The organism is Paenibacillus sp. Z3-2, from assembly GCF_054161325.1.
The window spans coordinates 1,131,749-1,146,693 of record NZ_CP096397.1 but is presented as its reverse complement, the minus strand read 5'-3'; the positions used below and the strand labels follow the sequence as shown (position 1 = coordinate 1,146,693).

The following is a 14,945-nucleotide window of genomic DNA, read 5'->3' as shown; positions in this document are numbered from 1 at the left end:
GGTTGTCAAAAATCCTAACTTTTTTCGCACCTATTCCAATCATTCAATACTCATTTATATTAAAAGAACTGCAATCGAGACTCATTCATCCCGCGGGTATTGACTAACATGTCGTTCCATAGAGGAGCGAAATTCAACCGGAGTCATGCCCGTCGTCTTCTTGAATAACATATGAAAATACTGACGACTGCCTACCCCAACATAATCGGAGATCTCCGAGATCGGAATATTCGTCTGCTGAAGCAGCATCTTGGCTTTCTCCATTCGTAGCATCGTCAGGTAGTCGGTAGGTGTCCGCTGCGTATGCTGGCGAAAAATACGATGTAAATAGCCTGGATGCAGATTAACGACTGCTGCGATGTCCTTCATCTGAATGTTGCGATCAATATTGTGATGCATGAATTCAATGGTTCGTTTGACATACAGCTCCGCCTGATCTGGGGCACTCCGGCTCATTTCTCCGCGCAGACGTGCAACACGGACCAGCAATTGGATAAAGAGTGTACGTACCAGCATTCCCTGCTCGGGAGACGACAGATTCCGGGCTTCGCGCTGTTGCGCCCTCTCCTCTGTAGGAATAACTCCTATCGATACAGACGACCTTCCTTGCTCCAGCAGACCGCGCTGGTCGAGTTCCAACACCAGACTTTTCATAATGTGATATACCTCTTCCGGGTCAGGCAGTACCAGATATGGCGAAGCATTAGTCAGTAAAGCTTGGACTTCTTCCTCTTCCAGCGCAAGCTGGCGGATGGATAGCTGTCCGGGATGCGAGGTGGAGAATCCAAACTCCACATTGAGCATCCGGCAAGGCATGCCATCTTCCACCAGCAAACGGTGCGGGACACCTGCATCGAGCATAATGAACTGTCCTTTTTTCAAAACGGCCTGCTCCGAGCTCCCATCTGGCATCTGCACATCTACCCGGCACATTCCCGAAATAATGTACATGATCTCCGTGGAATCATGATGGTGATAGGACATACGGTAATCGTCCCACTGCTTGTAATAGTACGCATAGAAACGCGGTCCACAGTCCTCCGTTCGCAATGCCTCCTGATACAGGCTTCCTGTCCAGCGCTTTGTGACACTCACATCCATACCTCCATTCCTACAACGATCGATCCCTCACTTTCTCCATTGTAGCAATTCTATCGGGTGGATATAAACTGTCCTGACTCAAATGATGATTGCAACATCTAATTAGATAAATATATAATTAGTATATCATCTAATTAATTGTTGTAATCTGTCTATAATTAAGGAGGTTTCCAATCATGAGCACCACCTTTCATCTGGTGAGACATGGTATCAAAGAACGACGAATCGGTGCTGTCCCTCTTACTTCCGAAGGGTCTATACAAGCCGAAGCCACAGCACTTCATTTTGCCAGAGCTGCCTTTCCTGTTACTAAAATCCTTACCAGTCCACTTCGACGAGCTCAAGAAACCGCCAAAACGATTGCCCGCCTTACCCATGCCCATGTATCTGAAGATCCCCGCCTGCGTGAACGTGCCAATTGGGGAGATTGCCCGGATCAGTCCTTTGAAGAATTTATCGCAATGTGGGATAGATGTACGTCTGATCCAGATTACATCCCACCCGTGGGAGACTCGGCCAAACAGGCTGGTGAACGTCTGGCCTCTCTCCTAACGGAATGGGCTAATGAAGGGCAGGAGAACCTTACCATTATTGTGGTTGCTCATGGTGGACTAATTACTGATTTCTTGGTGCAAACCTTTACCGAGCGCGAGCTTAACGTCTGGCATTCTGATTTTATAGCTATGCAGAACCAATTGATCCCAGAGTGCTCCATCACCACATTGATCCATGATCAAGGGAATTACACCATTAAAGCGTTCGCTTCTACCGAGCATCTATATAAATTGAAATAAAGATTATTTACACTGACACTACGATGACAGAACAACCTTCCAATCGCTGTTATCCCCAGATTTATTGATTCCCTTTCTAAAGGGAAAATCCGGGGATAGCTTATGCTTCCGATGCAGCTTTCTTTCAGAAAGCTTTTAGGCGAACGCTTCGCTTTTTCAGGTTTTTTCTGTCCTCTCCGTTATCGTGTAAATGATTAGTTCAACTTATTTAGACTTAACTTATGAAAAAGAATGACGTAACATGGATCGCTGGGAACACACCAAGCTCTTTCCGCAGATCCTAATGTGAAAAAGCTCTGAAACCTTCATGTGCCGAGACACATTGGGATTCCAGAGCTTAAATGGCAAAGCTTCTTTACGTTACAGGCTGATCCGATGTTATGTTGTGTTGCTACTGCTCATCCGGTCTGCTTACTTTCCACCCTTACCTGGCGTATAGAACTTCGGCAGCGTTACTTTTGACCAGTCGATATCCGATGCCATGTAGAAGGACGGATAGGAAGGCTGGTTGTATCCACTGTTCTGTCCGGCAATGCCCACGCGATACATCGCGTCATGCATCAGCGTGTAGAGCTTGCGATCTGTCTTCTCGGTACTCATATACATGCGGATAGCCGAACTGTCCGCAGTTCTTACCAGCATCTCTTCTCGCCAATCCCCGAAGATATCAGCCACGAGAGAAGGCGTACCTTTCGTGTGATTGTTGGTCAATGTGCCTGTTGCCGTCAGCAACGTGCCACGATTCCAGTCTTTAATCGTAGGCGTAACATCAATCGCACCATCTACGATCTGTGTCGTCATATCGGCAGCCCAACGGATATTCATATTCGTTCCAGGCATCTGATCACTGATTTTCTCACCCTTAGCTGTCCACAAGCCTACAGCCCATGTCTCCAGTCCACGACGAGTCGGATCAACATCCCCCACCATGCCGCGACCGGTATCTTTCCCTGTGTACCCACCATAGATTACTTCTCCGGTCTTCGCATCCCGTAGGGAATAGCCATATGGCGCCCAAGGGCCACCCTCGTGAACCATGAAAATCTCAAGTCCCGGACGATCCGGGTCGATATCCGCCACATGAAGAGCATCTCCATGACCCAGACGGGCAATCGTTCCCGGTGCAGCACTCTCGGCAGGCATCAGGTCTGTGGAGCTGTACAGCACACTGCCGTCATGATCAATCGTAGCGGAGCCATAGATGATCTCCTGTTTGCCATCGCCATCCACATCCGCCACACTGAAAGAGTGTGCACCCTGGGTAGTAATTGAGCCATATTGCGGATCAGTACCATCCACGCCGTGCGGTCCGTCATTGAACGGGTTCTTCATTGGCGTCCAGCCGCTGTCCACGTTCCATTCCTTTTTCAGCTTCTTGCCGTCCCAATTGTAGGCAACCATCGTCGAACGTGTGTAGTATCCGCGTGCAAAGATAGCAGACGGTTTCTTGCCGTCCAGATACGCCACGCCTGCCAGGAAACGGTCCACCCGATTGCCCGGTTCAATCCGTGCCATCGCATAATCGCCCCACATCAGGCCATCATCATGACGCTCAGGTTCATATGGGACGGTCTCCAATTCTTTTCCTGATTTGCCTTCAAATACCGTAACATACTCAGGCCCATCCACGATAAAACCTTCAAATTTGCGCAGCTCATTTCGGTTGCTGCGTTCTACCGCATATACGTCAATGAAGTAGTCGGCCAGACTCTCGGCATCCTGCTGAGATAATGGATAGTTATATTTTTTCTCAATCCCAAAAGCCTCTTCCAATGTCGCAGGCCAGTTCCCCTTCACAACTTCATCATGTTTATGCCAGTTCCTGAACATATCCACCACGTGATCATAGTAACCATCCGCACTTAAACGATAATCATCTTCGTTCGAGTACCCTGCCTTGCGATCCTGCTTGGGAAGCGTGATATATTTCTCGGCGGTCACTTTTCCTTTTTTGTTGTATTGGATAATCTTCGTACCCGGAGCGGTCTTGAACATCATCTCGGCCTTGCCATCCCCGTCAAAATCGTAAACGAGCATTTGTGTATAATGAGCACCCGCCCGGATGTTAACCCCAAGATCGATCCGATACAGCAATTGTCCGTCCAGGGTGTAAGCATCAATGTAGGTTTTACCGGTGTACCCTTTTTGAGATACGTCCTTGGCGTTCGAAGGGTCCCATTTCACGAAAAACTCATACTGGCCATCCCCGTCTACATCGCCCACGCTCATGTCATTGGCGGAATACGTATAGGCTTCTCCCGCTGGCGTCACGCCACCAGCCGGTTTTTGCAATGGAATGTCCACGTAGCCGTTCGCCCAAGGTTTGACGGATGCACTGCGTTTGCTCTCCTTGCCCTTCTTGTTCACCGCTGCCACTTCATATCGAGACGATGATTTGCCTGTGGCATCTACATAGTTGGTGCTGTCGGTGACGTTTGCGATCTTTTTGCCATCACGATAGACATTAAAGTCCGTACCTGTCAGCCCTTTGTCGCTATACCCAGTGGCCTCGTCACCAAGCAATCTCCAACTGAGAAACACCCCTTCAGATGTTGAAGCAGCCACCAGCCCCCGATCCAGATATTCCAGTTGAATCTCTTTCACGTGACTGCCTCCCTTATGTGATTGCAGGCTGGCCTCCGTCGACCCATTACCGTTCAAAGCTGCTGCTCCCGTAACGCCAGCTGTTCCTCCAATGAGCAGAGCTACGCTGAGTGCCGAAGAGAGCACCTTGGCTGCAAGTGGCATACTTGCCTTCCTGCGACCTGATTGCCGACCTGACACCGATCCCTTATGTACCGGCGCTGTTGTTTTTGAGTTCATCCACCTTCACGCTCCTTGAGACAGAATAGGTGACGCATATACACATCGATAATGATTGGAACTTCGATAATCCACACAGACCTCTTCAACGGAAGGGTTCCAACCCATAATGATTGCGCTTACAAAATAAAAAAAGAGAAATCAGCTTGTCTGACTACCGGAGTGCGGTCCCCCTTCCATTCTCTTTCCAATCCGAGCGAGGCCATCTCGCCCATCGGGTACTATTATAGACATCCTGCCTGTCAGACCCTAGGCAAATATCCGTCTAAAACGATCAATAATCAGTGTTTTTAGGAGTCATTTGGGTAATAAGTACTTGCAGAATCGATTTCGTCCCCTTCACTACGTTCTCAGTTAATCAAGAATTTCAATCGTGAATGACTCTTGTAATGAATAGCAAAAAACCGCAATCCTCTAACATACGGAGGATTGCGGTTAAGACAATTACGAGTAAAGTTTAAGGCTCAATACCCCACACCAGGTTTCCACCTTGATAGAGTGTTACCTTGTTCCAATCCTGATAGGATGTTTTGGTTGGATCGAAGGAGTAGTCATTACTCTCGTCAAAGTTGGACCAGTCTGTTTTGTACATGCGAAGCTGGATGTCCCCAGTCTCTCCGCCAGCTTGAATACTGCCAGCGCCAGATGTGAAGCTCAACTCCACATACGAGTCTGTGAAGGTACGCTGGATATTGGCTCCGCCAACTTGAGCGTAATCGATGGCAGAATCCATCGCAGCCGAGCCTTCTTTAGAGAAGTAATAACGGATCTTCAAGTCACTCAGATTCACAGCAGTACTGCCCAGGTTTTTGATGTTGAAATACGGCTTGATCTGGCTATCCAGAGCATTAGTATCTCCGGCACGGTATTGCACAACAAGATCACTGGTCGGCACAACGACACTTTGAGGTGTCGCGGAAGCTACAGCAGAATTGGCACTTTGCCCTGCTGTATTCACCGCACTTACCACATAATGATACGTTGTTCCGTTCGTCAGGGAAGTGTTCGTGTAGGATGTACCACTCACATTCGCTGCAATCGTTGTGAACGGACCTGATGCACTGAGCGCCCGTTTCACATTATAGCTTGTCGCACCTGCAGAAGCAGTCCACGTCAGACTCACCTGAGCATTGCCTGCGGTTGCTGTAAGAGCAGTCGGTGCAGCTGGTGCAGTTACACCTGCAACCGGCGTAGCTGTTGCTGTTGCTGAGTTGACACTTTCACCTACTGCATTCGTTGCCGTGACCACATAATAATAGGTTGTGCCATTGATCAAGCCTGTATTGCTGTAAGACGTTCCACTCACATTGGCAGCAATCGTTGTGAACGGACCTGATGCACTCAATGCCCGCTTCACACTATAACTCGTTGCTCCTGCGGAAGCAGTCCACGTCAAGGAGACTTGGGCATTACCAGCAGAAGCCGTCACAGCTGCTGGTGCTGCCGGAGCTGTTGTGCCGCCCGGAGGATTACCTCCGCCGTCACTTGCAGGCAGCACAGGGAATGAGTTCTTTACCAATGTCACGAATTGATCATGGAACCAGTGACCCGACACCGGAGCATTAGGCAACGCGCCTGTTAATACGCCATCCCGAGTGGTGAAGGTCGGATCACACATCCGGTCGAAGCCTTTGCCTTCGTTGTTCGGAATTTCGGAGCTGGAGCCATCGGATTCACCCGGAGGTTTCACCCATACATAAGCGTCCAGGTGTGCAGGTCCCGGAGCTGCTTTAGGTGCTTCACCAATACCTGCTCCACTGTTGTTGCACCAGTTGCCACGATGGGCCCGTTTGTCGACCCTGCCAGAATTCACATAGGCATTGATATTACTTCCTGTCGCGGATGTTGGACGGTCTACCCCACCCCATCCATTACGGCTGGTATCGATCAGGAAGCCCGTGCTGCTTGGCCATCCTGCTTGTACAAATCCGGAATAGAGCGCTGCAGTGAAATCCGTCTCGTCAAAGTACGGGTTCCATTCATAATAATCGGAGGATCGGATTGGTTGTCCACCAATATTCAGATCCGGATTAGGCAGATTCGGTTCATGGATAGGCGTCGTATTCGCAGTGTTCGTGATGAATCCATCCGCACTGTTCAGACCTGCTGCTGTATCATTTACCACGTCAGTATACAGGGCAATCGCACCGCTACGGTTGTTGTCCCATCCGAGCCAGCCGGAGTGGCCGATATCCAGGTAGTTGTACACATTGGGGATGGCATGCAGCTTGTCCAGTGCATACTTGACCCCAGCTTCATAGATGCCTGTTGAGCTGGCTTGCGCACAAGCGGGAGTACTCAGATTGGTCACAAGGTTAGGCAGACTGTCCGGCTCAATGATCGCTACAATACGAATATCCTGATATTTCGGATCTGCGAAAATATCTGCGATCACATCAATATAATCCGTTTTGTAGGTCTGCAGCGCAGCCTGTGTTAGTGGAAGTTCACCATTGGATGCAAGTGCATGACAATCCCGACCTGGCAGGTTATAGATAACGAATGAAGCGGTTATGGGTGTGCCAGGTTTCTTTTGAGCGAGAACGGCATCGAGATGCTGCTCTACGCTTTTGCGCCCAGCGTTGTCTGCACCGCCATAGATCGCAGCAATACGGTCAATCCACACTGCTGTTGGATACGATTTGACCGTCTCCATCTGCGCCTTCAGCGATGTATCATTGGTCAGCGCAATGGACGTATCCACGAGTGCCGAATAGTCCTGGTTCAGATAAGCCGTGGCTCCCACAAATGGATTATCCACATGTGCTTCAGCCGCCTGAGTCAGACCTGGAGACATTCCTGGGAAAATCCCCGCCGCGAGCAGCGTTGCTGCCAGCATTTGCTTTACACCTTTGCGCAGGATCTTCTTACTTCTCGATTTGGTTTTCAATTTAGTCTTCATAGTTCCACCTTTCCTTTAGTTAGATTGGGTTGTACTCATGTCTGATCCTCTGTGTCATTATGATGCTTAGCACGAAGAGAACGTTAGGATGAGTTGGTTGTATCGCCTCCAGAAGAATTGGTTGTGTAGTTGGAATCTTGAGTGAACATACCGTGTGTGGGGTCGAACCATGTGAGTGTAATGTAGTGGGTGTGATTGAACGTGTGTTAGACATGAAGAAGTGTGAAAAAGGATTACGGAATATCCAACTCTCTAACTTGGTAAGCGCTTTCTTTGAGTGATTTAAAAAAAGGCTTTCGCCTACCATCTACGGTCATGATGTTCGGTGTTCACCTCCTTATGTACTGATTATACGACATGTAAATATTACTGTAAATTGAATTATATAAATTTAATTATATTTATTTCCATATTCTAAGCAGGAATCTGAACATCCCTTGCCCCAAACGACACAAAAGGCTCATCCTGGCACAATGCCACAATGAACCTGATGTTGAACAAGGTCGAACTGCACCTCTTCTAAGGCAGAACAACGATATCTCCGGGTTTTAATCCACGAACCACTTCCGTCTTGTCCCCTGACTCCATTCCAGCTTGAATCGTCAATGGCTCTGTCTGTCCATTCCCTTTGTCCAACAATACATAGGGTTCAGTCTGATCCCGCATGATCGCCAAGCTGGACACAACCGTAACTTTGTCCTTCCGCGTTGTCTCGATATCCCCTTCCAGACTCACGCCTCCGTACATTCTGGCATCCGGCTTCAGATCAATGACCACGTCAAACTGGGAAGCCTGCTTGAGGTCCGTATCCGTACTCTTCCGGGCGAATTTGGACACTTTACTCACCTTCCCGGTGAATTGCAGGTCTTTCTGCGCTGTCATTCGCACCTTAACTGGCATTCCCACCTTAACTGGCATTCCCACCTTGAGCCTGAACATTTCTTCCTCGCCAACAATCGTCATAAATTTCAGTTTGCTGATATTTGTTATGGACCCGATTAGCTGTCCTTCCGTCACCGCACGTGTCTTACTGTCCTCTTCATTCATCTGAAATATACCGGAAGCCGAAGCATACACAACAGACTTGCTCATCACTGCCTGTTTTTTCTGTATTTCCTTCTCCTTAAGGACCAGCGCTTTTTGATTCAATTCATTCGTCAGGCGTTTGCCCTCCCGGTCTGCAAATGCCTTCTTGCGCTCTTCTTCCGTCACGCCAAGCGACTCGCTCATATTCGCCTGATCCAGGCTAACCTGATTCATCTTATTTTCCAGTTGAGCTTTCTCCAGATCGCTCTGCAACTGCTCTACTTCCGTTTGTAACGCGGACGTGTCGAGGGTAAACAGGACATCGCCTTTGTTCACCTGCTCACCACTTTTCACATGCCATTGCTTGATGTTGGATGCATACGGAGCGAAGATATCGGTCTGATCGGTGTATACGGATTTCCCTTTCACCTGAATCGTTTGCGTCATCGTTTCCTGTGTGACATCAAAGGTAATCGGGGGCGGGATTTCGACAGGTGCCTCCGGTTTTGGCTTGTACTTTTCATATAACCAGTACCCCACACCTGCCAAAAGTACCACCGTAATGATGATTTTAATCCATTTCTTCATGTGCCCATTTTCCCTTTCGCTGATAAAATTACATCGATTTGATCACCGTTAATGCATTGGTCCGGGATGCGCTGATTGCCGGATAGATCCCCGATACAATACCGACCAGCACAGCAAAAACGATGCCCAGCGGCAGAGCGGACTGCTGAATAACTACGGTCATCGGACCATTCACCTGGTCTGCCATCTGACTCGCGAGCAGACTGTTCACCCCGCCGAGGGCAGCAAAGGCAATCCCTACACCCGCCACGCCACCCATCAGTCCAAGCATGGCTGCTTCCGTAATAAACATCTGGCGGATCTGCCACAGATTCGCACCCAGCACCTTCATTACTCCAATTTGCTTACGCCGCTGATGCGTAGACATGATCATTGCCACAATAATGGACAACGAAGCCAGCAACATGATAAAACCACCGATGCCCAATGCTGCTTTTTGGTACATCGCCAGTTGGCCTGCCATCGCTTCCTCCTGGAACAGATTACTCTGTGTGTTTAACGTCAACTTTTGGATCTGTTCTTCAACCTGGGGTACATAGCGTTTATCCTCTACCTTGACCAGAGCCGAGTTGAGATGCTTGGCCGCGGTACTGTCTGCCTGTTGTAACCCGAGCTCATCCTGCAAAGCGCGAGCTGTATCGAGCGGCAGATATACTTTTTTGTCACCCTGAGCAGTCATATCATCCATATTGGAAGGCTTCATTAATTCTCCAGATACACGTATGGAGCCGCTCATTTTGGTTTTGCCTGCATTCACAAAGTCTTCATATCGAAACTGAACATGCTGCTGGACGAGCTGATCCTGCTTCGATGCAATCGCCATATACTCTTCCAAAAGCGCATTGTTATATGGATCAGCATTCAATTGTTCGAATAACTTCTGAGTTACTTTGGGGTCTACGAGTCCGAATGCGGTCCCATAACTGGTCACCGCCATACGACCCTCTTCCGCACCACGTCCCTCAGCATACTTGTATCCAAACCCGCCCAGGGTCTCAAGCTGTGTACCAATGACTTCAACATAAGTACTGCGACCATCTGGAAGCACCATTTCCAGCGAATCCAGCTTTAACATGGGAGCCACGGCAGCCACATGGGGAAGCCTTTGGATAATCTGAATCTTTTCCAGCGTCAACGCGCCCCGTTCAAACTTCGATGTCTGACCGCTCCCCTTGCCGTTGCCCGTACGAATGCCTTCATTGGGCGTAATCGTAATCTCATCCATCTTGTAATTATCGTTTAATGTTCTCTCGCTATATGTCTGTACGGACTGCCCCACACTAAGTGCAATGATCATGGCGGCAGAGCCGATCGACAGACCCATCATACACAGCAGTGTGACCATCTTCCTGCGAATGATCTGTCCCCATGCCATACGCGCTACATCCCGTATTCTCACAATTCCTCTCCTTTTACCTCAAACTTCCCTTACAGCCTCTTCAACCAATATTCCATGTTGCAGGGTAAGCACGACCTGCATCTGCTCGGCGACCTCTGCTTCATGTGTCACAATGACGAAGGTTGTATTCATATCCCGGTTAAGCTGCTGCAAAATCGCAATAATCTCTTCCTCCGTCTCGGTATCCAAATTTCCCGTCGGCTCATCTGCGAAGATAACCGAGGGTTCGGTAATGAGCGAGCGTGCAATACTGACACGTTGTTGTTGACCGCCCGACAACTGAGACGGGAACAAGTTTGCTTTTTCACCCAGTCCAACCTGCTCCAACAGCTTTAGTGCTTTTGCTTTGCGTTTCGAAGGGCTTATGCCCATAAACACCAAAGGTAACTCTACATTTTCCCGGATCGTAAGGTTAGACAGCAGCTCATAGGATTGAAAAATAAACCCGATGTGACTGCGCCTGAACTCAGCCAGACGGTTCTCGCTGAAACGTACAATATCTTGTCCCGCGATTAGAATCTTGCCCTGATCCGGTTTCATCAGTCCCGCCATCAGATTCAGCAGTGTGGATTTGCCTGAACCCGAACTGCCCAGCAGGGCGACCATCTTGCCTTCACCTATCGACAGGTTGATATCATGAAGCACTGGAACAGTTCCCTGTGCATTCCGGAACGAGTGGGATAATTGTTCAACTTGAAGCATTGCTACATGTCTTCCTTTCTACTTGCTGAATATGTATGGATTCGCGTCGCACATTCCCTTTTATTATAGGGTGGAGATGTATCCGGGCTGGCCGGAGTTGTATCCAACTTGTAAAATGTCAAAACAAAAAAGGCCTTGTCCGCAGAGTAGCTATCGCCAGCTCCATCCAGACCAAGGTCCTATATTTGTATACCTTCCGTAGCTTACCAAGCTCTGAAACTAAAGCGGTACATCTCACTTTTATCCGTTGTGCTGGCTACAGCAAATAGTTCATCGTCATTCCATTTCAGCTTGATGAAGTTATCCATATTGCGGTAGATTACCGTATCGGACGACAACTTGCCGTCATTCAGGTAAGCGATATGCATTTCATTCTTCTTATTCTCCATCGAGAGAACGTAAGCGATCCGGGATTCATCTCCATCCAGGTCAAAGTTCCAGAATGTCCCCTTTACCAGTAGAGTGAGCTGATCTTGCTCGGCACGGTACCGATACAATCCCTGTACATAATCGACTTCTCCCTGAATGATCATATCCCCATTCTTCAGTGGCCTGAATTGCTGTATGTCATTCATCATCATATACGCCTTCACTTCACGATCCTTATCCAGAGATATGCGGTAGATTGCGAATGTGTCCTTCAACATAACCAATATATATACCTGTTTCCGATCCGGACTGACTTCGAACACATCCATAATAATGAACGTGTCACTCGGATTATTCGCCTCACTTTTACCTGTCACCGAGGTCATTAACTCTTTATGTGTGAATAACACACGTCTCTTGCCTGTACTCAGATCCGTCTGCCCGAATGTGAGATCATCCTGACCAATGTATGTGTCATTGCCAACATATTGTTTGTAATATGAGTTATCATTCCCAAGCTTGCGACGTTCTCCACTCTGGATACCATACTCGAACGTGGTCCTCTGTGTCTGACCCGCACGATATTGGGAGTAGATCAGCTTCTTTCGGTCTGGACTCAGCACAACCCCATAATCCGTATTGCCTCCGATATCTTTGACATGATTATCATCCAGATACAGCAGGGACAGTTTCAGGCCAGAATACGAAAGCTCCGGACCATTAACGACAAGCGTATTTCGATCAGCCACGTCAAAGTCATAAATAGCAAAATCATTCGGAATCTTGGTAGCTGACTCGATCTGGATTGTACTGCTCGGTGGCGGCGCCAGACGGCTGTTGAATTGCTCACTTGGCAAAATTACGGTTCGTGGTTTGAGATTTCCGATACTGAACAGGCTGCCAATCCCGAAGAATCCCCCGACAAATGCGATCAACAGCCCTGAAAGTATCAACCTGTCACGGTTTTTACGCCAAAATCCAGGATGTCTCATGCGTTCATGTCCCCCGGAAGACTGATATATACTTGTGTCCCTTGACGCATGATACTCTTCATCTCCACTGTTCCTCCGTGACGTTCAACGATGTTCTTCACAATAGACAAGCCCAGTCCAGCACTTCCTTTCTCAGCTCTGTTCATTCCTTTATCCTGGTAAAAAGGTTCGAATACATGTTGGAGTGCATCTTCTCCAATCCCCTCCCCCTGATCACGAATTACGATAGCTATGACATCAGCCAACCGGAAGGATTGTACTTCAATAATCGAATTCACATCACTGTATTTGACCGAGTTGTCCAAGACGTTGAGGAATACCTCCTTAAGCTTGTCACGATCTCCCTGAAGATACAGATACTCTTCCAGCTCATAATGGATGCCTATATTGTACTTGCCTGCCTTAATCGACATGTCCTCACAAGCTTCGCGAATGATGTCCGATACATCTATACGTTCAAATCGGTACGCCTGAATGACCGCAGACGAGACCGACACCTCCAGAATATCCGCAACCATCGTGTTGAGACGCTGGCTTTCTTTGATAATATAATTCATGCCTTTGTCAAAGAAGTCCTGATCGGTAAATCCGTTATCCCGCAAAATCTGGGCATATCCCAGAATCGTCGTTAGTGGTGTCTTCAATTCATGCGTCACATTGTCAAAAAAGGCCTTACTTCGCGCCTGCACTTGCTTCCCTTCATCCCGTTCCCGTTCAATCAGATCAATCTGCTCCCGAACCCGATCAATCATGATAGTGAAGCTTGAAGCCAGTTCACCAATCTCATCCTTCGTTGTAATCTCAATATCTGCATTCAGACTCCCCTGAGCCACTTCCGCAGACCGTTTCGTGAGTACACGAATGGGTTGTGTGATTTTCCGGGAAATAAAGATCGATGCGATAAACACAAATACGAAAATAGCAGCTGCAAACAGCTTGATCGTATTCTGGAAACGGAGGTTACGCTTGTACAGATCGGTGTAATCCTTCTCCAATTGCACAATGCCAATGAGCTGTTGATCTCTCTGGAGTGGGAAAGACAGACTGGCGGTGACTCGGCCGTTATCTACTACAGTGGTGTACGCAATGCGGGATTGCATGGCTTCTTTTACATCAGGGTTGTCAATTCGCTTAGTGACGTTAACCCCGCTACCAGCTGAGCCGTATGGAGAAGCATCCGGACGATACACCGTAATGTTCCCGCCAACGGCTGAACCAATCTGCTCCGCTAACTCGCGGTTTCCCGCTTCGAGCGAGTCTGTGCTCATACGTTTATTTTGAATCAGGAAGTACTGATTCAGTGCGATATCCAGGTTTTTCTTCGATTGCACCATGTCCTCGTGCACTTCCCGGTACATATTCTCTTGAGCTACCTTATTGGAGAGAATCAGCAGAGCCGAGAATCCGATAAAGACAATAACCGAGAACAGCACCACCATTTTGAACTGGATCGTCCACTTCATGTCTGAACCTGAATATTCAGCTTGTACCCCACACCAAATACGGTTTCGATCATCGAAATGCCTTGCACACCACTATCCAATTTCTTGCGAATCCGTTGTACATGAATGTCCACGGTTCGGGTATCCCCTGCAAAATCAAATCCCCACACCTTATCCAGCAGTTCAGAACGGGTATGCACCTTACGGTGGTGGGTCACGAGAAATAACAATAGATCATATTCCTTATTTGTGAGTCCTGCCCGTTTCCCGTCCTTCCACACTTCCCGTTCATCCTTGCGGATCTCAATATGTTTGCCGAGCCTTACCACCTCATAGGACTGATTCTCCAGTGTCTCGCTGATGAGATCAATCCGGCGAAAGATAGCCCGAATGCGCGCAACCACCTCACGGATATCAAACGGCTTCGTGATATAGTCATCCGCCCCCAGTTCCATGCCAAGTACTTTATCCAGCATGTCTGACTTGGCGGTGATCATGATGACGGGTATCTTGGAGTTCACAGATAGTTGTCTGCACACATCAAAACCACTCATGTCTGGCAGCATCAGATCCAGCAGGATCAGATCCGGCTTCGAATCCCGAAGCAGATTCAGCCCCTCTTTACCCGTAGCTGCTTCCTTGATCCCGAATCCTTCTTTACGTAACGAATAGGACAAAATATCGCGAATGGACTCCTCGTCCTCAATAATTAAAATCTCTTTTTGTCTCATGATACCCTCATAATCTCCCTGCTCTATGAATTTCATCTGCCTATATTTTGTATCCCAAGCCGTATGCTTGAATAGA

10 protein-coding genes are annotated in these 14,945 nt (G+C 48.3%); 1 reads left to right on the top strand and 9 read right to left on the bottom strand.

The genetic code is table 11. The features are described 5' to 3' along the window. Positions 1 to 81: 81 nt before the first annotated feature. Positions 82 to 1,101, bottom strand: a complete 1,020-nt coding sequence (locus M1D71_RS04910) for an AraC family transcriptional regulator (RefSeq protein WP_458125501.1) — start codon at positions 1,099 to 1,101, stop codon at positions 82 to 84. A 176-nt stretch (positions 1,102 to 1,277) separates the two neighbouring features. Here M1D71_RS04910 and M1D71_RS04905 point away from each other — a divergent pair, with 176 nt between their 5' ends. Then, the gene (locus M1D71_RS04905; protein ID WP_458125500.1) at positions 1,278 to 1,895 is read left to right on the top strand and encodes a histidine phosphatase family protein; all 618 of its coding nucleotides are present in this window, start codon (positions 1,278 to 1,280) and stop codon (positions 1,893 to 1,895) included. A 411-nt stretch (positions 1,896 to 2,306) separates the two neighbouring features. Here the strand turns inward: M1D71_RS04905 and M1D71_RS04900 are convergent, their stop codons facing one another. The 8 genes from M1D71_RS04900 to M1D71_RS04865 form a co-directional block, all read right to left on the bottom strand. After that, positions 2,307 to 4,643 (bottom strand): rhamnogalacturonan lyase, encoded by a 2,337-nt coding sequence (locus M1D71_RS04900; protein ID WP_458127164.1) that lies wholly within the window; start codon positions 4,641 to 4,643, stop codon positions 2,307 to 2,309. A gap of 532 nt (positions 4,644 to 5,175) precedes the next feature. Continuing rightward, entirely contained in the window at positions 5,176 to 7,620 is a 2,445-nt protein-coding gene (locus tag M1D71_RS04895) for a glycoside hydrolase family 6 protein (protein ID WP_458125499.1), read from the bottom strand. Positions 7,621 to 8,139: 519 nt separating this feature from the next. Beyond that, a complete protein-coding gene (locus tag M1D71_RS04890; RefSeq protein ID WP_458125498.1) occupies positions 8,140 to 9,234 on the bottom strand; it encodes an efflux RND transporter periplasmic adaptor subunit in 1,095 nt (364 codons plus the stop codon). Positions 9,235 to 9,262: 28 nt separating this feature from the next. Beyond that, positions 9,263 to 10,633: an ABC transporter permease gene (locus M1D71_RS04885; protein ID WP_458125497.1), complete on the bottom strand. Its 1,371-nt coding sequence runs from the start codon at positions 10,631 to 10,633 to the stop codon at positions 9,263 to 9,265. An 18-nt stretch (positions 10,634 to 10,651) separates the two neighbouring features. Continuing rightward, on the bottom strand, positions 10,652 to 11,335 hold the full coding sequence (locus M1D71_RS04880; RefSeq protein ID WP_458125496.1) for an ABC transporter ATP-binding protein: 684 nt from the start codon (positions 11,333 to 11,335) through the stop codon (positions 10,652 to 10,654). A 203-nt stretch (positions 11,336 to 11,538) separates the two neighbouring features. Continuing rightward, positions 11,539 to 12,696 carry a hypothetical protein gene (locus M1D71_RS04875; RefSeq protein ID WP_458125495.1) on the bottom strand — a complete coding sequence of 386 codons (1,158 nt, stop codon included), beginning with the start codon at positions 12,694 to 12,696 and terminating at the stop codon, positions 11,539 to 11,541. Next, positions 12,693 to 14,159, bottom strand: coding sequence for a sensor histidine kinase (locus M1D71_RS04870; RefSeq protein WP_458125494.1), 1,467 nt, complete (start codon positions 14,157 to 14,159; stop codon positions 12,693 to 12,695). The genes M1D71_RS04875 and M1D71_RS04870 overlap by 4 nt, the downstream gene beginning before the upstream one ends. Then, complete coding sequence (locus M1D71_RS04865; RefSeq protein ID WP_458125493.1) at positions 14,156 to 14,869, bottom strand: response regulator transcription factor; 714 nt, start codon at positions 14,867 to 14,869, stop codon at positions 14,156 to 14,158. Before M1D71_RS04865 ends, M1D71_RS04870 begins: the two co-directional genes overlap by 4 nt. Positions 14,870 to 14,945: the final 76 nt, after the last annotated feature.

Excerpts from the sequence above, each read along its gene's own strand:
- M1D71_RS04865 (WP_458125493.1), bottom strand. The coding sequence starts at position 14,869 with ATGAGACAAAAAGAGATTTTAATTATTGAGGACGAGGAGTCCATTCGC.
- M1D71_RS04875 (WP_458125495.1), bottom strand. The coding sequence starts at position 12,696 with ATGAGACATCCTGGATTTTGGCGTAAAAACCGTGACAGGTTGATACTT.
- M1D71_RS04895 (WP_458125499.1), bottom strand. The coding sequence starts at position 7,620 with ATGAAGACTAAATTGAAAACCAAATCGAGAAGTAAGAAGATCCTGCGC.
- M1D71_RS04870 (WP_458125494.1), bottom strand. The coding sequence starts at position 14,159 with ATGAAGTGGACGATCCAGTTCAAAATGGTGGTGCTGTTCTCGGTTATT.
- M1D71_RS04910 (WP_458125501.1), bottom strand. The coding sequence starts at position 1,101 with ATGGATGTGAGTGTCACAAAGCGCTGGACAGGAAGCCTGTATCAGGAG.
- M1D71_RS04905 (WP_458125500.1), top strand. The coding sequence starts at position 1,278 with ATGAGCACCACCTTTCATCTGGTGAGACATGGTATCAAAGAACGACGA.
- M1D71_RS04890 (WP_458125498.1), bottom strand. The coding sequence starts at position 9,234 with ATGAAGAAATGGATTAAAATCATCATTACGGTGGTACTTTTGGCAGGT.
- M1D71_RS04880 (WP_458125496.1), bottom strand. The coding sequence starts at position 11,335 with ATGCTTCAAGTTGAACAATTATCCCACTCGTTCCGGAATGCACAGGGA.
- M1D71_RS04900 (WP_458127164.1), bottom strand. The coding sequence starts at position 4,643 with ATGCCACTTGCAGCCAAGGTGCTCTCTTCGGCACTCAGCGTAGCTCTG.